Genomic DNA, 18,168 nt, shown 5'->3' on the forward strand with positions numbered 1-18,168 from the left:
CCGGCGAGGACTCGATCGCGTGCGCCGAACTCCGCAGCAACGGCTCGAAGGTGCAGGATCCGGCTCGCTGCGCCGCCCTCGCACCGCCGGAGCCGCCGCGTCACCGGAGCGGCCTCACCGTCTTGCCGCCGCGCGTCGATAGACGCGGCCAGTGCGATGTCCGGCGTCGCACGGCGTCGCCCGGGGTGGCCCACCGACCCCGTGTCTACCTCCGGAAGAAGTCGGTGGGAACCTCCCGGCGACGGCCCTGATACGCCTGTTCGGCGCGTCATCTCCGGAGTCAGGCACGGTCGGGCCGACAGAGACTCCGCACCGGCGACGACGACCGCGGGCTCGCCGCGGATCGTCTCAGATCGAGTAGCTGAGGATCACCGGGGAGGCTGCCGAAGTCAGCCCGCGCCCGCTGAGCGCGTCATCCGCGCTCACGGCGCCGCGCGCTCCGCCCGCCCTCAACGCGTCGAGCGCCCGATCGACGTCGTCGTCGTCATTGAACACGTGGAACGCGACCCGCGCCCGACCCGCTCGGCCCGATGCCGTGATGCCCCGGCTCGCCAGCCGTGCCAGCGCCGCACCCGTGGCATCCGGCCAGGTGACGATCGCCGAGGGCCGTGCGGGCTGCGCGAGACCGAGCCCCGCGCGAAAGCGTGCCGCGAGACCCGTCGTGTGGGCGTACAGCTCGGTGATGTCGGCGCCGGCGAACATCTCGAGCGCGGGGGCGGCTCCGACGAACGCCTGCCAGGCGGGCGAGACGTCGAAGCGGCGCGCGTCTGATGCCAGCGTGCCCCCGGTGCCGTAGCACGACGACCACGGATCGTCGCCCGAGTACCACCCCGCCTGGACGGGACGCAGCGTCGAGGCGAAGGACGTGGTCACGGTCAGGAAGCCGACGCCGCGCGGGCAGCACAACCACTTGTACGCATGGCAGACGGTCGCGTCGAAGAGCGTGGCGTCGACCGGCAGCCACCCCACGGCCTGGGTGAGGTCGCAGAGCGTGCGGGCGCCGCAGCGGCTCGCCGCGGCGGCGATGCCGGCGGCATCCGCCACCTCGCCCGTCGCCGACTGCACGAGGGAGAACGCCACGAGCGAGGTGCTGCTCGTCACGGCGTCGGCGAGGTCGGCGAGTGGGGCCGTACGCAGGCGGACACCGCGCCCGGTGTGTGCGAACGGCGCGACCAGCGAGGAGAAGTCGCCCTCGGGGCAGAGCACCTCGGCGCCGGCCGGGAGGGAGGCCGCGATGAGCGACACCATCACCGAGGTCTGCGACGCGATCGCGACATCGCCGACGGGGGAGCGCACCAGACGGGCGTACGCCGCGCGGGCGTCTTCGACGGCTCGCGATGCTGCGGCGATGTCGGGGCGACCGGATGCCGCGGCATCCAGATCGGCGCGGATGGCGCGCACGGTCCCGCGCGAGGGGAGACCGACCGTGCACGCGGCGAGGTAGTCGCGGCCGCCGGTGAAGTGCGATGCGAGGGTGCTCATGTATCCAGGGTGCCGCGACCCGAGCACATTGCACCAGCACAGGTATTGCATGAGAACCATCGCTTCTGCTTATGTATCCGGGTGACGGATGCCGACGACGACCTCGACGCCCACTCCCTGCGGGTTGTGAAGGCGATCTCCGACACGGGGTCCATCACGGCGGCGGCGCGCCAACTCGGTTACAGCCAGCCCGCGGTGAGCCAGCAGTTGCGTCGCCTGGAACGCCGCGCGGGCATGCCCATCGTCGAACGCGTCGGGCGCGGTGTGCGCCTGACCGAGGCCGGCCGCGTCCTCGCGCGACACGCCGCCGCGGTGACGACGGCTCTGGATGCCGCGGCGGGCGACCTCGCCGAACTCCGGGGCCTGCGCGCGGGGCGCGTGCGCATCGCCGCCTTCCCCTCGGCGTCCTCGACGGTGGTGCCGCGGGTGATCGCGGCGGTGACGGCGCGTCGGCCGGGAGTCTCGATCAGCTTCGTCGAGGCCGAGCCCCCCGAGGCCATCGTGGCGGTCCGCGAGGATCGCGCCGACATCGCTCTCACGTACAGCTACCCCGGCGATCGCCGCGAGCTCGATCTCGCGGCCACGGGACTCGCCGTTCGCACGGTCGGCGGCGACGACACGGTGCTCGTGCTCCCGGTCGACCACCCGGCCGCCGAGGGACCCATCGATCTTTCGCGACTCGCGGGTGAGCGATGGATCGCCGGATGCCCGCAGTGCCGCGGCCACCTGCTCGAGGCGTGCGCCCGCGCGGGATTCGTGCCCGACATCGCCTTCGAGACCGATAACTACATCGCCGTCGAGAACCTCGTCGCCCAGGGCGTGGGCGTCGCCATCCTGCCGCGCATGGCCGTGGCATCCATGCCCCTGCTGTCGGGAATCGCCGTGCCCCGTCTTCCGGATGCCGAGGCGCGCACCCTGCACGTCGTCACCGCCCGTGGAGCCGAGAACGTTCCCGCGGTAGGAGTGGCCCTCGAGGCCGTGACCGAGGGGCTCGCCGACTATCCCCACCCCTCGGGTCGCGCGACGCGCCGCCGGTAGGATCGAGGGGATGTCTGCCACGCCCGATCCCCGCACCACGACCGCCTCCGGCGCCGACGTTCGCGTCCGCTTCTGCCCGTCTCCGACGGGCCTGCCGCACGTAGGTCTCATCCGCACCGTCCTGTTCAACTGGGCGTACGCCCGGCACAACGGCGGCAAACTCGTCTTCCGTATCGAAGACACCGACGCCGCCCGCGACAGCGAAGAGAGCTACCAGCAGCTTCTCGACGCGCTGCGGTGGATGAACATCGACTGGGACGAGGGCGTCGAGGTCGGAGGTCCGCACGCGCCGTACCGCCAGTCGCAGCGCCACGAGCTGTACCGCGAGGTGCTCGACAAGCTCGTCGCCGCCGGAGCGGTGTACGAGAGCTACTCGACCGCCGAAGAGATCGACGCCCGCAACGAGGCGAACGGACGCGCGAAGCAACTCGGCTACGACAACTTCGACCGCGACCTCACCGACGAGCAGAGGGCCGCGTTCCGCGCCGAGGGGCGTCAGCCCGCGTGGCGTCTGCGCGTGCCCGACCACGACCTCAGCTACGTCGACCTCATCCGCGGCGAGGTGACCTTCCCGGCCGGATCCTTCCCCGACTTCGTGCTCGTGCGCGCCGGGGGAGTGCCGCTGTATCCGTTCGTGAACCCCGTCGACGACGCGCTCATGGGCATCACCCACGTCATCCGCGGGGAGGACCTCATGCCCTCGACGGCCCGCCAGCTGGCGCTGTATTCGGCCCTGGTGGACGCCGGGGTGACGACGTTCATCCCGCGCTTCGGCCACATGCCCCTGGTGCTCGGCGAGACGGGCAACAAGAAGCTCTCCAAGCGCGACCCGCAGGCAGACCTCTTCCTGCAGCGCGAGAAGGGCTTCATCCACGAGGGACTCCTGAACTACCTCTCGCTCCTCGGCTGGTCGCTCGCGAGCGACCGCGACGTGTTCTCGCTCGACGAGATGATCGCCGCGTTCGACATCGCCGACGTCAATCCCAACCCCGCCCGCTTCGACCAGAAGAAGGCGGAGGCGATCAACGGCGACCACATCCGCATGCTGGATGCCGACGACTTCGCGTCGAGGATCGTTCCCTATCTCGCGGGCGCGGGGTTCATCGCCGAGGAGCCGTCGGCCGAGCACCGAGCGATCATCGCCCAGGCGGCGCCGCTCGTGCAGGAGCGCGTGCAGCTGCTCGGAGAGGTGCCGGGCATGCTCGGCTTCCTCTTCGTCTCCGATGTGGAGTACGCCGACGACGCGATGAAGGGGCTGCCGGCGAACGCCGCCGACGTGCTCACGGCATCCGTGCACGCCCTCGAGGGTGTCGACGATTTCACTGCCGCCGGGGTACAGCAGGCGCTGTCGACGGCCCTTGTCGACGAACTGGGCCTGAAGCCCCGCGTCGCCTACGGCCCGCCGCGCGTCGCGTTGACCGGTCGACGGGTGTCGCCCCCGCTGTTCGAGTCGATGGAGTTGCTGGGCAAGGACGAGTCGCTGCGGCGCCTCACTGCGCTGGTCGCGCACCTGAGCTGAGGCGCTGCCCGCGCAGTACACCGCGATCCTCGCAGAATCCCGACGGGACATTGCGAGGATCGCGGCGTTCTGCGCGTCTCGAGTGGCTCACACGGATGCCACGGCGCCCGGCCGGGAGGACGCGAGGCTCGGGCGAGCCGTGGACGAGCGCGGAGGGGACGCGCGCGGTCGGACGCACGCGAATCTCTCAGAAGGTGTCGATCTCCGCAGGTCGCGTCGCGGAGCTGCGAGGATCGTTCGGCCCTGCGAGATCCGGCATCGCGCGACCCGCGCGGAGGGGCCTCGATTTTGCTCACCTCGGCATCTCACGTAAGCTTGTTCCTCGGCACGAGTTCCGGCTCAGCGCCTTGGGGTATGGTGTAATTGGCAACACGGCGGTTTCTGGTTCCGTTGTTCTTGGTTCGAGTCCAGGTACCCCAGCCAGTCTGAGCGGCACCACGTGAACGAAATCCCTTCCTCCTTCGGCAGTCCTGCCGGGGGAGGTTTTGGTTTGCAGCGGCGGTCGCGGAGGGGCGAACGCCGACGGGGCGATACCGCTGGCCGGCTCGCCCGCACGGCCCCGGGCACCCTCGCACGGACGGCCGCCGAGGTGCTGCCGGGTGGCAGCGTGCGTGGCGTCGTGTGAGGCTGGACGCATGACCTCCACCGCTCCGGCGCCCCGACGCGAGTCGCCGAGCGCGCGTGCGAAGCGCAAGAACCGCCTGCTGACCACGATCACGTTGGGGATCGCGGTGATCGTCTGCGCGGTGGTGGGTGTCGGCGCATACGCCATGTCCCACTCGTGGTGGACCGAGGACGCCCCGGTCGCTTCGGCCGACCAGCAGCTCGTCGACGGCCAGTCGCGCTTCGACCAGGCCGGCCAGGACTTCTTCAATCGTCAGGGTCTGGTGACCATCGATCTGGGTGCGCCGGCGTCGGCGGCAGCTCTCGGCCTCCCCGCGGACGGTTCCACCGCCATTGACACGCTCGTTCCCCTTCCCGTCGAGGTGCGGGGCAGTGGGGGCGAGCTCCGCTTCAGCGGAGTGACGCGGTTCTCCCTCGACACGGCGGACGGTGCACTCGCGCGCGTCGCCGTCGTGTCGGCATCCTCCGGCTCATGGACGGCCATGTCCGCCGATCTCCACGGGCGGGCGGGCGAATGGGGGTGGTCGGATGCCGATCTCGAGACCCTCGCGGACCAGGTCGGCTCGGCGGCGCGGAACGAGGGCGTGGCGACGACGATGAGCCTCCCCACGGTGACGCCCATCGGCGTCGACATCGGCGCGCAGGTCACGGTCTCGGCGGCGGGTGCGCTCGAGCTGGTCTACGTCCTCTCGCGGTGACCGGAGGGGTCGGCACGCACGACGACGACCGGGACGAGACCGGTGACCTCGACCACGGATGCCACGAGGTTCGCCCCGCGCGACTCGTGCACGCCGCACACGCCGACGAGCGTGAGGCGGAGTGCGGACATGCCGGCCACCGCCGCGCGACGTCGAGGTAGCCCCGCGTCCGTCGCCCCCNCGCTGCCGCTCAGCCGATGGCGGCGGTGGCCGTGCTCGTCCGGGCCAGGGGGGTGTATCCCGCCTTGGTGCCGGTGACGCGGACGCTGATGCGCTTGCCCTTGTCCGCCGACGTGAGCTTGTAGGTGCTCGAGGTGGCGCCGGAGATCGCCACGCCGTTCCGCAGCCACTGGTGACTCAGGGTCACGGGCGCGGGCGCCCACGTGCCGGCTTTCGCGGTCAGCGTGGACCCCACCTTCGTCGTTCCCGTGATGGTGGGCGTGGCCCCGGTCAGGGTGCCGTTCGCGACCACGGTCGACGTGCTGGTCGCCGCCTTCGCGGTGTAGCCGCTCTTCGTCCCCGTCACCGTGACCGACAGTCGGGTTCCGGCGTCGGCGGCGACGGGGGTGTAGCTCGCCGACGTCGCACCCGAGATCGACGCACCTCCGCGAAGCCATTGGTAGGTCAACGTGACCGGAGACGGCCCCCACGCACCCGGTACCGCCGTCACCGTCGTGCCGACGGCGGGCGCCCCGCTGATCGTCGGGGTAGCCGAGGTGAGCACGCCCTTGGCGACGACGGCGGTCGGTGCGCTGGTCTTGCGCGCTCCGGAGTAGCCGGGCTTGCTCGCCGTGACGGCGACGGTGATCTGCGTGCCGACGTCGGCTGCGCTGACCGTGTACGTCGACGACTTCGCGCCGGAGATGTACGTGCCGCCACTCCGCATCCACTGGTACGTGAGCGTCGCACCCTCGTCCCACGTCCCCGGGTTCGCGGTGAGGGTGGAGCCCACCTGCGCGGTACCGGTGATCTTCGGGGTGGGCGTCGACGTCATCAGGGGGAGTTGGTAGGTGGAGAGCTTCATCACGTAGTCGCCGACGCTGAAATGGAAGCCGCCGACCTGGATGAAGTACGTCTTGCCGGGTTCGACAGCGAAGTCCGCGTATGCATCTGCCTTGGAGTACGTGCTCGGGTCGTTCTGGTTCGCCCTCGGGCACGCCAGGGGCGACGTCGGCGCAGATCCGTCCGAAGCCCACACGACGGCGTCTGCGTCGTAGAAGCTGTCACGGAGGTCGAGACGGACTCCCGTCGTCGCCGTCGCGACGTACTTGTACCAGCGCGACCCCAGCATGGTCTCGAAGTCTTCGCTGCACGTGCGGTCGTACGGGGCATACCAGTTGTTGTCGACCTTCGAGATCGACCCGGTCACCGTGCTCGGAACCGAAAGCGTCGTCGAAGTGGCGGGGGAAAGGTTCGGGATCGGGGCACTGGCGCGAATCCAGAGGGATGCCGTGTCGGAGGGTGCCGCGCCGTAGGAATCGTCGGTGACCTGGAACACGTACGTGCCTCCTGCTTTCGCCTGCAGGTGGTTCTCATCGCGGAAGCTGGTTTCCGTGCAGCTGATGCGGGTGAGGTCGCTCATGGCCGCTGCGGCGTAGGCGATGACCATGCTCTCCGCGCCGCTTACCCCGCCACCGAACGTCAGCGTCTGAGCGACAGGCGATGTGTAGGTGTACCAGACCGAGCGGTCACCGTCCGTGAAGTACTCGGACTGGTCCGGATCCGTCGTCCGGCATGTCGCCGGCTCATCCGCCTCCAACGTGGCGCCGACGTACGGCTGGCCACTGACCTGGAACGGCAGCGACGACACCTTCGTCGCATTCGCGAGCATGTCGTTCGCAGGCGCCTCGGCGGCGGAGAACAGACGGTTCGGCGAGACCGGGGTCGACCGTTCCTCCCGCGACTGCGAGCGTTCCTCGGCGGTGTGCCAGCGTCCGGCCGTCGTGGCGGAGTCCTGATCGGAGGGATCGACCGCGGCATTCGCGGCGGTCCCTCCGACCAGTCCGATCGCCACGACGAGCGACAGCGCACAGGCCAGCGATTTTCTGGCGCGATGAATGGACACGATGATGACCCCCTGTAGACCGCGCCCGAGCGCGGATCGTCGCGTGTGTCCGGCCCGTGCGACGTCACTCCCGCCCCCACGGTGCGACGACACACGACACTGTCTACGACGACCGGATCCGGCGCCGCGACAGAACGATCGAGCGCGGCGCTCCCCGATCCCCCAGGACTGCGCTCATCAAAGCACGGGCGCTGGGGCGGGGCAACTCCGATCCATCGTCGACGTGGGCAGGCGGGCGTCGACGCGGGTGCCGCCGTTGTCCGAGGTCACCGTCAGTTCGCCGCCCATCTCGGCGAAGGCTCGTTGCAGAAGTCTCAGGCCATGCCCGGACGCCGCGCTGCGCCCCGGCGCGAAGCCGCGGCCGTCGTCCGTGACGGTGAGCGCGACGGAACCCGGTCGTCCTCGCAGCGACACGTCGATGCGCGTCGCAGCGGCGTGTTCGGCGACGTTCCGCAGCAGTTCGCGCGCCGCGTCGACCGCGAGCCGGGAGGTCTCGGCATCCGGTTCGTGATCGACCACGATGTCGAGCTCCACGCGCATCCCCGCCTCGCGCGCGGCGGCGACGGCGTCGGACAGGGCGTCGCCGATGCGCTCCGCGGGCGCGGATGCCGTGCCGTCGAGGATCCCTCGAAGCGTGCGGGCGTCCTTCGCCAGGGTGGTCGCGATCGCCCGGAGCCGCGTGGGATCGGGGGCGGATGCCAGGGCCTCGAGCGCCAGCGCCGATCCGGCGAGGTCTTGCAGGACGTCGTCGTGGAGGCGGCGCCCCAGCTGCAGCCGCTCGCGCTCGCGCGAACGCAGCCCGAACTCGATGGCGAGACGCCGATCGACGTCGGCGGCCGAGAGCGTGCGCGCGAGCCGGACCGACAGGGGGATGAGCACGGCCATGAGCACGGCGATGCCCCCGACGAGCACGGGGACGTAGACGGCGAGCGTCGACGCCACCCACGCGTCACGGAAAACCGGAACGTAGACCTCCAGGCGCAGCGGTGACCCGCCGGCGTCTTCGAAGGCGATGAGGGCCTCGCGCAGCTCGGCGCCGCCCGCTTCGAAACGGTGCTCCCTGTCGTCGGGGACGTCGAGCACCACGACGCCGTCGCGCTCGAGGCGATCCGCCAGCGCGGGGGAGAAGGGGCGCTGATCGCCGATCAGGCGGCGCTCGTCCGAGTAGACGACGCGCGCCGTGCCCTCTTCGATGTGCCAGACCTTGACGCGTGCGACCGATCCGGCGGCGAAGAAGCCCTCCAGTCGGGCATCGAGCGCGGCCACGTCGATGTCGTCGCGGGCGAAGTCGGCGGCCGCGAGGGCACCCGACACCCGCTCGGCGACGCGGGTGGCGGCGGCTCTGCTCACCCGGTCGGCCTCTGCGCTCGCGAGCGACCACTCCACGCCCACCAGCGCACCGACGATCGCGAAGGTCGCGGCAAGCGACGCGACCAGGTGGCGACGCACGATCGCCGCGGCGCGCGGCACAGAGCGCGTCACCGGCCGCCCCGGATGCTCACGCCGAGGTCGCGGGCCTTCGCGACCACCTCGAGCTGCGACCGCGCGCCCAGGGAACGGCGGAGCGTCTTGACATGGTCGCGGACGGTGTGGGGAGACAGCGAAAGCTCTCGTGCGATGTCGGTCGGGCGGCGACCTCCGCACAACAGGGCCAGCACCTCGCGTTCCCGCGGGGTGAGGGCGTCCAGCGGTGTGCGGGCGAGGCCCGGCGCGATCGCGGGGCGCGCGACGGTGGCGGAGTGGAGCGCGGTCACCAGGCCGTCGAGACGCGTGTCCTTGGCGAGATAGCCGCTGGCGCCGGCGGCGCGCGCGGCATCGGCGCCGGCGGCGGTCGGGTGCGCGGTCAGCACGACGATCCGCGCCCGGGGGCACCGTGCCCGCAGATCCGGAATGGCCTCCACGCCGTCGTCGTCTCCGATGCCGACGTCGAGCACGATCGCATCGGGCGACATCGCCTCGGCCTTGCGCAGCCCCTCGGCGACGCTCGCGGCGGTGCCGACGCAGACGGTGTCGGCCGTGGCATCCAGAGCGAAGGCCAGCAGGTCGGTGAAGACGCGATGGTCGTCGATGACCAGCACCCGCAGGGGGTCTTCGACAGCGGCGGGCGGGGTCATGACCCCCTCAGTTTAGGGGGTCGAGCGCCGCAAAGGTAAGGCTAGCCTCAGTACGTCGCGACGATCCGAACCGTCGATCCCAGGAGTTCCCATGCCCCGCATCACGTCCGTCACCGGCGCGCTCGCCCTCGCGCTCGCCGGTGCCCTCGCCCTCTCATCCTGCTCGGGCGCCGCGCCCGCGCCCGCCGAGGCGGATGCCACTCGGGAGCGCACTCTGACGGTGTACTCCGGCCGCGACGAGGAGCTCGTCGCGCCCCTCATCGAGCAGTTCGAGCAGGCCTCCGGCATCGACGTCGAGGTGCGCTACGCCGGTTCGACCGAGCTCGCCGCGCAGATCCTCGAGGAGGGCGACCGCACGCCCGCGCAGGTCTTCCTCTCGCAGGACTCCGGGTCGCTCGGGGCCCTGGACGCCGAGGGCCTGCTCGCGTCGCTGCCCGCCGACATCACCGGAGCCGTGCCGGCGGAGTACACCTCGACGGATGGCTCGTGGGTGGGACTGACTGGTCGTGCCCGCGTCATCGCGTACGACAGCGAGACCTACACCGCCGACCAGATCCCCGCCGACGTGTGGGAGCTGACCAAGCCCGAGTGGAACGGCAAGGTCGCCATCGCCCCCTCGAACGCCTCGTTCCAAGCCTTCGTGACCGCCCTGCGCGTCGCCGAGGGTGAGGACCGCGCGCGCGAATGGGTCGAGGCGATGGTCGCCAATGGGGTGCAGCGCTACGCGAAGAACGGCGAGATCCTCGAGGCCGTCAACACTGGCGTCGTCCCCCTCGGCCTCCTCAACCACTACTACTGGGCGCGCTCCGAGCAGGACCCCACCACCCGGCGGGCGCAGCTGAAGTTCGGCGAGCCCGGATCGGTCTCGGCCCTGGTGAACGTCACGGGCGCGGGAGTGCTCGCCGGTAGCGCCGAGTCGTCCGAGGCACAGGAGTTCGTGGCCTTCCTCGTGTCGACTCCCGCGCAGGAGTACTTCGCCGAGGAGACGTTCGAGTACCCTCTCGTCGACGGAGTCGCCTCTCCCGCCGGTGTGCCGCCGCTGTCGGAGCTCGGCGGTGCCGATATCGACCTCGCTCAGCTCTCCTCGGTGCAGCAGACGGTCGACCTGCTCACGGCGACGGGTCTGCTCTGACCCGCTCGACCGCCCCCGCGCACCGGGGTGTCCGCGCTGTGTCCGCGGGCACCCCGGTGCTGCTGTGCGTCGCCGTCGCGGTGGCGATCGCGGCGGCGGCGCCGCTGATCCATCTGCTTCTGCGCGTGTCGACCGCTGATCCGGAGCGACTGACACCCGTCCTGTTCCGCCCTCGCACGCTCGAGCTGTTGTCGACGAGCATCGTCGTCGCCGGGGCCACCAGTGCCGGGGCGTTCACGCTGGGGGTGGCGACCGCGTGGGTGCTCACGAGGGTCGCGCTGCCGTGGGGCGGGGTCTGGCGGATCGCCGCCTGCCTGCCGCTGGCCGTGCCGAGTTTCGTCGCAGCGTTCGGATGGATGGGCGTGTTCCCGGGCCTGTCGGGCATCGGCCCTCTCGTGGTCGTCTTGGTCCTCTCGACCGCGCCCTACGTGACGGTGCCGACGATGGCGGCGTTCGTGCGAGCCGATCAGGCGGTGACGGATGCCGCCGTCTCGCTGGGCCGCTCGCCCCGGCGCGCCTTCCTGACGGTGACTCTTCCGCAGGTTCTGCCGTCGGCCCTCGCCGGCACCCTGCTGGTGGCCCTTTACGCGCTGTCGGACTTCGGTGCGCCGGCGCTCCTGCGCGTCGACACGCTGACCACCGGCATCTACGCGCAGTTCACCGGCGGCATCGACCGCGCGCTGTCGGCGGCACTGGCGCTCGTGCTCGCGGCGCTCGCCGTGACATGCGTGGTCGCCGAGGGTGCCTTCCGCCGTCGGTCGGTGCGGCCCGCGCCGGGCCGGACCGTCCCGCCGCGGCGGCGCGCGCTCCGGCCCCCCGCGACCGCTCTGCTGGTCGGGATGCTCGGGGCGGTGGCGACCGCGTCCGTGATCGTGCCCCCGGCCGCGCTTCTCGCCCGCCTCCCCGCCGCCGATCGTTATCTCTCCACGGGCGACGACCTGTTCCGAGCCGCTGCGACGACCCTGGCCCTGGGCATCTGCGCCGCCTTCGTCACCGTCGTCGCCGCCCTGCCCATCTCGTGGCTCGCGGCGCGGCGACCCCGACCGATCGTCTCCCTGCTCGAGTCGATCACCTACGTCGGCCACGCCCTTCCGGGACTCGTGGTGGCGCTCGCGCTCGTGTCGCTGACCGTGGCGATCGCCCCCGCGGCGTACCAGGGGCCCCTCGCCCTCATCGTGGCGTACGTGGTCCTCTTCTTGCCCAAGGCCGTCGGATCCACGCGTGCAGCGGTCGCGGGTGTGCGTCTCGACCTCGAAGACGCCGCACGCAGCCTGGGCGACGCGCCCGCCCGGGTCTTCGCGCGGGTGACGATGCCGGGGGCGGCACCCGGCGTGCTGGCCGGGGGAGTGCTCGTGATGGCCGCGGTGATGAAGGAACTCCCCGCCACCCTGCTGCTGCGACCCATCGGCGTCGACACCCTCGCGACAGAGCTCTGGCGGGCCACGAGCGTCGGGGCGTTCGGCGCAGCGGCGCTGCCCGCACTGCTGCTCGTGGCGGTGGGGCTCGTGCCGGCGCTCGCGGTGGCCCGCGGCATCCGTTCGATCGGGGAGGACCCGCGATGACCCTCGACCTCCAGGCCGTCTCGGGGGGATACGGTTCCGATCCTGTCGTGCGCGGCGTAGACCTCAGCGTCGGTCGCGGCGAGATCGTTTCGGTGCTCGGCCCGTCGGGAAGCGGCAAGACGACTCTGCTCCGTCTGATCGCGGGGCTGCACCCGGTCGCGTCGGGCCGTGTCGTCTCGGGCGGTCGCGACCTCACCGACGTGCCCGCCCACCGTCGACGCATCGGGTTGGTGGCACAGGAGGGGGCGTTGTTCCCCGGACTCAGCGTCGCGGCGAACGTCGCCTACGGCCTCCGCGGCGTGCGCGCCCGGCGGGCGGCGGACCACCCCGACGTGCGGCGACTGCTCGCGCTCGTGCACCTGGACGACCTCGCGCATCGGATGCCGCACGAATTGTCGGGCGGTCAGCGCCAGCGGGTTGCGGTGGCCCGAGCGCTCGCACCGCGGCCGACGGTGGTGCTGCTCGACGAACCCTTCAACGCTCTGGATGCGGGCCTTCGCACGGGCGTCCGCGAGGGGGTGCTGACGCTGCTGCGTGAAGCCGACGTCGCGGGGCTGTTGATCACGCACGACCGCGCCGAGGCTTTCGCCTCCGGCGACCGCGTCGCCGTCTTCGCCGACGGACGGGTGGCGCAGGTGGACACCCCCGCCGCCCTCTACCGCGCGCCGGCTACTCGCGCCGTCGCTGCGCTGACGGGGGACGTCATCGCGGTGCCGACGGCGCTGGGTGGACGGGCCGGTGTCGCGGTGCGTCCGGAACAGCTGGTCCTCGATCCCACGGCGGGTGTGCGCGCGCGTGTCACGACCACGCGCGACGAGGGAGCACGTGCCGTGATCACCGTCGCCTTCGCCGACGGCGGCACCGCGGTCGTGGAGGTGTCGGGCCACGCGCCGTTACCCGACGCCGGCACCGAGGTCGGGGTCGCGGTACGGGGGAGCACCCTGCGGCCGCCGACGGGCTGACGGGTCGCGGGCCGGCGCGGGTCGTGACCTTCCCGTGCCCTCCGGGAGTCACGACGGGGCGACAATGGGGTCATGGGACTCTTCGTACAGCGACCGGAGGAACCGAGCGAGTGGGCGGGCCTGCCGGGTGAGCCCGCGCGGCCGCGGACGACGGCCGAGCTGTTGCCCGACGACGATCGTCCCGCCGCGTCACCGACCGGTCTGCTCGGGCTCGCCGGCGACGCGACGACCTCGATCGCGATCCCGCTGGGCGACGCCGCCCCTGCGACCGACGCCGACTGAGCACCCGGGAGCAGACGACACGGCCCCACCTCCGCGCGGTCACCACGCGGCGGGATAGCATCCCGGGAAGGAGGTCCCCGTGAAGCGCATCGGCATCGTCGTCCTGGCCGCGGCCCTGCCGTTGCTGATCGCCGGCTGCACCCCGACGGCATCGGAGGACCCCTCGACCTCCGATCCCGCGGCCTCGGCCGCCCCGTCGCCCTCCGGGATGGACCAGATGCTGCCGCCGACGACCGTCGCACCCGACGACCTCGAGGGCACCGACGTCCGCGTCATCCTGGGGACGTCGCTCGTGCTCGCGGTGCCCGAGGGCAGCGAGGCGGAGTGGAGGGGGACGACCGCCGACGTCGCCGTCGCGGAGTTCTCCGCCGGCGGACCGTCGGAGGGAGCCGTCTTCCGGCCCGGGTTCATCGTGCGCGAGGTGGGCAGCACCGCGGCCACCGTCACAGGCCCCGACGGCGCCACGGTCTCGTTCATGATCACGGTCTCCGAGTACTGACCGTCCTCGCGGTGCCGTGACGGGCGACGCCGTGACGGCGGCATGGCCATCGGGCGGGGCGGGGTCATCGCGGACCGCATCCAGCGTCCTCGGAGGGCGGTGCCGGCGGCCGTACAGCGGATGCGGTTCGCGGATGCCGGATCCTTCGTCGGCATGCACGGCGCCGGCGCCCCCGCCGGCCCCCTGCGCGCTGAGGTGATCACCGCCCCCCGGAGTCGTCCGACGGCCGACCTCACGCCTCGAGCGGAGCGCGAAGCCCTCGCGGTGGCGTTTGCGATCTTCGCGAGACTGTTGCTCTGTGTTGTTTCGTGTTGTATCGTGTGGGAATCTTCGAAGGGGATCCCGTGTACGCAATGGAGCGCCAGCAGCTCATCGAGCGCGAACTGCGCGACGTCGGACGCGTCAGCGTCGTCGACCTCGCCCGTCGCTTCGACGTCACGACCGAGACCGTTCGTCGCGACCTCGACCGCCTCGAAGGAACCGGCTCGCTGCGTCGCGTCCACGGCGGCGCGGTGAGCACCGATCGGGCCAGCACCGCCGAGTCGACGCTCACCGAGCGTCGCGACCGTCAGGGTGACGCGAAGCGCGCGATAGCCGCCGAGGCGGCGAGCCTTCTCGGCGCCTCCTTCCGCGGCTCGATCTTCGTCGACGGCGGCACCACGCCCGCCGCCGTGGCGGCTGTGCTCCCCGAGACGCTCGGGGCGGGCGGTGGTGTCGAGGTCGTGACGCACTCGCTCGAGGCGGCCCACCTGCTGGCGGGGGAGGAGCAGCTCTCGCTCACCACCATCGGAGGTCGCGTGCGCGGCGTCACCGGAGCCGCGGTCGGTGCGCACACCGTTCGCGCGATCGCGCAGCTGCGACCCGACATCGCCTTCGTGGGAACCAACGGACTCAGCGCCGGTTTCGGCCTCAGCACGCCCGACCCCGAGGAGGCGGCCGTGAAGGCCGCCATCATCCAATCGGCTCGTCGCGTCGTCCTCGTCGCCGACGCGGCGAAATTCGGAGAGGAACTGCTCGTGCGCTTCGCCCGACTCGACGAGATCGACGTTCTCGTCACCGACGCGGCCCCGCCCGCACCGCTCGCGGAGGCTCTCGCCGACGCCGATGTCGAGGTGCGCGTCGCATGATCGTCACCGTCACCGCCAACCCATCGGCCGACCGCGCCGTCGTGCTCCCCGGCGCCCTCGCCCCCGGCGAGGTGCAGCGCGCCCTGTCCTCACGCGAAGACGCGGGCGGCAAGGGCGTCAACGTCGCCCGTGTCGTGTCCGCGGCGGGTGCTCCCGCGCGTGCCGTGGTGCCCGTGAACGCGCACGACCCGTACCGGATGCTGCTGGAGGACACCGGCATCGCCCTCGAGACGGTCGAGGTCGCCGGGCGTGCCCGAGCCAACCTCACGATCACCGACCCGACTGGTGTGACCACCAAGCTCAACCTCCCTGGCGCCGAGCTCACCGCCGCTGAGGCGGAGGCTCTCGTCGCCGGGGTGGTCGCCGCGGCCGAGGGGGCCACCTGGCTTGTTCTCGCCGGTTCGCTGCCGCCGGGCGTGCCCAGTTCGTTCTACGCCGACCTCATCGTGGCCGTCCGCGCGCGATGGGGCGTGGAGGCTCCCCGCATCGCGGTGGACGCGTCGGGCGCCGCCCTCACCGCCGTCGTCGAGACCGCCCGTCCCGACCTCATCAAGCCGAACCACGAAGAACTCGCCGAGCTCGTGGGCGAGGATGCCGCGTCCGACACCGACGTGCTCGTCGAGGCCGCTCGGCGCGCCCGGGCCCTCGTGCCGGGCCGGGTGGCATCCGCCCTCGTCACCCTCGGAGCCGACGGCGCCCTGCTGTTCACGGCCGACGGCGACTGGCGCGGACGCGCCCCCCGGATCCAGGTCGCCAGCACCGTCGGCGCGGGCGACAGCTCGCTCGCCGGCTACCTGCTGGCCGATCTCGAGGGGGCCACGGCCCCCGACCGCCTCGCGCGCAGCATCGCCTACGGCGCCGCCGCCGCGACCCTGCCGGGGACTCAGGCCCCGACACCCGACGACCTGCCCACAGCAGCCATCGTCGTCACCGACTTCGCCACCCCTATCGCTACATCCTGACCACGGAGGTCATCGACAATGTCCGACATCATCACGCCGGAGCTCGTCACACTCGACGTGCCCCTGGGCACCGACAAGCAGTCGGTGATCCGCGCCCTCGCCGAGCGCGTCGTCGCGCAGGGCCGCGCGACGAGCGCACAAGAGCTGTTCGACGACGCCTGGGCCCGCGAGCAGAAGGACGAGACCGGGCTGCCCGGCGGCATCGGCATCCCGCACGCGCGCAGCGCATCGGTGACCGAGCCCACGCTCGCCTTCGCCCGCCTGACTCCGGGCGTCGACTTCGGCGCCCCCGACGGCCCCGCCGACATCGTGTTCCTCATCGCCGCTCCCTCGGGTGCCGACGAGGCCCACCTCTCGGTGCTGTCGCAGCTCGCCCGCAGCCTCATGAAGAACGACTTCATGTCGGGTCTGCGTGCCGCGCAGGCGCCCGAAGACGCGGTGCGCATCATCACGGATGCCATCACGCCTGCATCCGCTCCCGCTGCTGCCGCCGCTGCCCCGGCTGCTGCCGCCGCCCCGGCTGCTGCCGCTGCCGCCGCGCCCGCCGCCACCCGCGCCGACGCCCGCACCGCCACCAAGACGAAGAAGATCGTCGCCGTCACGGCATGCGCCACCGGCATCGCCCACACCTTCATGGCCGCCGACGCGCTCACCGCGGCCGGTGCCGAAGCCGACGGTGTCGAGCTGATCGTCGAGCCCCAGGGTTCGAGTGGTTACAAGGCCCTTCCGCAGAGCGTCATCGACGACGCCGACGCCGTGATCTTCGCGGTCGACGTCGACGTGCGCGAGCCCCAGCGGTTCGCCGGAAAGCCGGTCGTCCGCTCCGGCGTCAAGCGCGGTATCGAGCAGCCGAAGCAGCTCATCGCCGAGGCCCTCGCCGCCAGCGAGAACCCGAACGCCGCACGCGTCCCCGGCAGCGGCGCCGCGGCATCCGCGTCCGACGCCCCCGTCGCCCGGCAGTCGGTCGGTCGTCGCATCCAGCGGTGGCTCCTGACCGGTGTGAGCTACATGATCCCGTTCGTCGCCGGTGGCGGTCTGCTCATCGCCCTCGGATTCCTCCTCGCCGGATACCAGGTCACCGCGGATGCGGCCAACGTCATCATCCAGAACTCGCTCTGGGATCTGCCGGAGGGCGGACTCGGCCAGTACCTCGGCTCGGTCGCGTTCATGATCGGTGCGACGTCGATGGGCTTCCTGGTGGCCGTGCTCGCGGGCTTCATCGCCTACGCCATCGCCGACCGTCCCGGAATCGCGCCCGGTTTCGTCGCCGGTGCCGTCGCCGTGCTCATGAACGCCGGCTTCATCGGCGGCATCATCGGTGGGCTCCTCGCCGGCTTCATCGCCTGGTGGCTCGGCCGCTTCAACGCGCCCCGCTGGCTGCGCGGTCTCATGCCGGTGGTGATCGTGCCGTTCCTCGGCTCGATCTTCGCCTCGGGCCTGATGATCCTCTTCCTCGGTCGTCCCATCGCCGCGCTCATGGCCGCGCTGACCGAGGGCCTGACCGGTCTCGCCGCCAGCGGTGCCGGAGCGATCGTCCTCGGCGTGATCCTCGGTCTCATGATGTGCTTCGACCTGGGTGGCCCCGTCAACAAGGTCGCCTACGTCTTCGCCACCACGGGTCTCGCCGCCGCGACGACGACCAACACCACCCCGTACCTCATCATGGCCGCGGTCATGGCCGCAGGCATGGTGCCCCCGCTCGCGATGGCACTCGCCTCCACGGTCCTCTCCCGCGGCCGGTTCACCCCGGTGGAGCGCGAGAACGGCGCGGCCGCCTGGCTGCTGGGTGCCTCGTTCATCTCCGAGGGCGCGATCCCGTTCGCCGCGGCCGACCCGCTGCGCGTCATCCCCGCCTCGATGGTGGGCGGTGCGATCACCGGTGGGTTGAGCATGCTGATCGGCGTGCAGTCGTACGCCCCTCACGGCGGCATCTTCGTGCTGTTCGCCATCAACCCGGTGTGGGGTTTCCCGCTGGCGATCATTGTGGGTACGGTCGTGTCGGCGCTCATCGTCGTCGCCCTGAAGGGCATCGGTCGCACTCCGAAGGACGCCGCCGTCGCCGAGACCGCTCCCGCGGCCACGGTCGCCGCTTAAGACCCCCG

At 71.8% G+C, this 18,168-nt stretch carries 16 protein-coding genes and 1 tRNA gene; 12 read left to right on the top strand and 5 right to left on the bottom strand.

From position 1 onward, the window contains the following. Nucleotides 1–348: 348 nt before the first annotated feature. Nucleotides 349–1,482, bottom strand: coding sequence for an aminotransferase class V-fold PLP-dependent enzyme (locus ACTJJP_RS01105; RefSeq protein ID WP_440773219.1), 1,134 nt, complete (start codon nucleotides 1,480–1,482; stop codon nucleotides 349–351). Nucleotides 1,483–1,563: 81 nt separating this feature from the next. Here ACTJJP_RS01105 and ACTJJP_RS01110 point away from each other — a divergent pair, with 81 nt between their 5' ends. The 4 genes from ACTJJP_RS01110 (at nucleotide 1,564) to ACTJJP_RS01125 (ending at nucleotide 5,361) form a co-directional block, all read left to right on the top strand. Beyond that, the gene (locus ACTJJP_RS01110; protein WP_440773667.1) at nucleotides 1,564–2,520 is read left to right on the top strand and encodes a LysR family transcriptional regulator; all 957 of its coding nucleotides are present in this window, start codon (nucleotides 1,564–1,566) and stop codon (nucleotides 2,518–2,520) included. 10 nt (nucleotides 2,521–2,530) lie between these two features. Next, entirely contained in the window at nucleotides 2,531–4,039 is a 1,509-nt protein-coding gene (gene gltX / locus ACTJJP_RS01115; protein WP_440773220.1) for a glutamate--tRNA ligase, read from the top strand. Between the two features lie 348 nt (nucleotides 4,040–4,387). Then, nucleotides 4,388–4,462, top strand: a tRNA-Gln gene (locus tag ACTJJP_RS01120). Between the two features lie 212 nt (nucleotides 4,463–4,674). Next, nucleotides 4,675–5,361 (top strand): hypothetical protein, encoded by a 687-nt coding sequence (locus tag ACTJJP_RS01125; protein WP_440773221.1) that lies wholly within the window; start codon nucleotides 4,675–4,677, stop codon nucleotides 5,359–5,361. Here the strand turns inward: ACTJJP_RS01125 and ACTJJP_RS01130 are convergent. The 4 genes from ACTJJP_RS01130 to ACTJJP_RS01145 all read right to left on the bottom strand — a co-directional run bounded on the left by ACTJJP_RS01130 (nucleotide 5,343) and on the right by ACTJJP_RS01145 (nucleotide 9,540). Continuing rightward, nucleotides 5,343–5,492 (bottom strand): hypothetical protein, encoded by a 150-nt coding sequence (locus tag ACTJJP_RS01130; RefSeq protein WP_440773222.1) that lies wholly within the window; start codon nucleotides 5,490–5,492, stop codon nucleotides 5,343–5,345. The genes ACTJJP_RS01125 and ACTJJP_RS01130 overlap by 19 nt on opposite strands. A 59-nt stretch (nucleotides 5,493–5,551) precedes the next feature. Further along, complete coding sequence (locus tag ACTJJP_RS01135; RefSeq protein WP_440773223.1) at nucleotides 5,552–7,426, bottom strand: hypothetical protein; 1,875 nt, start codon at nucleotides 7,424–7,426, stop codon at nucleotides 5,552–5,554. 177 nt (nucleotides 7,427–7,603) lie between these two features. After that, nucleotides 7,604–8,908: a sensor histidine kinase gene (locus ACTJJP_RS01140; protein WP_440773224.1), complete on the bottom strand. Its 1,305-nt coding sequence runs from the start codon at nucleotides 8,906–8,908 to the stop codon at nucleotides 7,604–7,606. Beyond that, on the bottom strand, nucleotides 8,905–9,540 hold the full coding sequence (locus ACTJJP_RS01145) for a response regulator (RefSeq protein WP_440773225.1): 636 nt from the start codon (nucleotides 9,538–9,540) through the stop codon (nucleotides 8,905–8,907). Before ACTJJP_RS01145 ends, ACTJJP_RS01140 begins: the two co-directional genes overlap by 4 nt. A gap of 91 nt (nucleotides 9,541–9,631) precedes the next feature. On the opposite strand from ACTJJP_RS01145, the gene ACTJJP_RS01150 reads away from it, so the two are divergent. The 8 genes from ACTJJP_RS01150 (at nucleotide 9,632) to ACTJJP_RS01185 (ending at nucleotide 18,160) form a co-directional block, all read left to right on the top strand. Beyond that, the gene (locus ACTJJP_RS01150; protein ID WP_440773226.1) at nucleotides 9,632–10,672 is read left to right on the top strand and encodes an iron ABC transporter substrate-binding protein; all 1,041 of its coding nucleotides are present in this window, start codon (nucleotides 9,632–9,634) and stop codon (nucleotides 10,670–10,672) included. Between the two features lie 38 nt (nucleotides 10,673–10,710). Continuing rightward, nucleotides 10,711–12,234, top strand: a complete 1,524-nt coding sequence (locus ACTJJP_RS01155) for an ABC transporter permease (RefSeq protein WP_440773227.1) — start codon at nucleotides 10,711–10,713, stop codon at nucleotides 12,232–12,234. After that, the gene (locus ACTJJP_RS01160; RefSeq protein WP_440773228.1) at nucleotides 12,231–13,196 is read left to right on the top strand and encodes an ABC transporter ATP-binding protein; all 966 of its coding nucleotides are present in this window, start codon (nucleotides 12,231–12,233) and stop codon (nucleotides 13,194–13,196) included. The genes ACTJJP_RS01155 and ACTJJP_RS01160 overlap by 4 nt, the downstream gene beginning before the upstream one ends. A 72-nt stretch (nucleotides 13,197–13,268) precedes the next feature. After that, nucleotides 13,269–13,478, top strand: coding sequence for a hypothetical protein (locus ACTJJP_RS01165; protein ID WP_440773229.1), 210 nt, complete (start codon nucleotides 13,269–13,271; stop codon nucleotides 13,476–13,478). 79 nt (nucleotides 13,479–13,557) lie between these two features. Then, nucleotides 13,558–13,977: a hypothetical protein gene (locus ACTJJP_RS01170; RefSeq protein WP_440773230.1), complete on the top strand. Its 420-nt coding sequence runs from the start codon at nucleotides 13,558–13,560 to the stop codon at nucleotides 13,975–13,977. Between the two features lie 344 nt (nucleotides 13,978–14,321). After that, nucleotides 14,322–15,104, top strand: a complete 783-nt coding sequence (locus tag ACTJJP_RS01175) for a DeoR/GlpR family DNA-binding transcription regulator (RefSeq protein ID WP_440773231.1) — start codon at nucleotides 14,322–14,324, stop codon at nucleotides 15,102–15,104. Continuing rightward, nucleotides 15,101–16,066: a 1-phosphofructokinase family hexose kinase gene (locus tag ACTJJP_RS01180; protein ID WP_440773232.1), complete on the top strand. Its 966-nt coding sequence runs from the start codon at nucleotides 15,101–15,103 to the stop codon at nucleotides 16,064–16,066. The genes ACTJJP_RS01175 and ACTJJP_RS01180 overlap by 4 nt, the downstream gene beginning before the upstream one ends. An 18-nt stretch (nucleotides 16,067–16,084) precedes the next feature. Continuing rightward, entirely contained in the window at nucleotides 16,085–18,160 is a 2,076-nt protein-coding gene (locus ACTJJP_RS01185) for a PTS fructose transporter subunit IIABC (RefSeq protein ID WP_440773233.1), read from the top strand. The last annotated feature ends 8 nt before the right edge of the window (nucleotides 18,161–18,168 follow it).

The organism is Microbacterium sp. 22296 (assembly GCF_052045385.1).
In the GTDB taxonomy this organism is placed as follows: domain Bacteria; phylum Actinomycetota; class Actinomycetes; order Actinomycetales; family Microbacteriaceae; genus Microbacterium.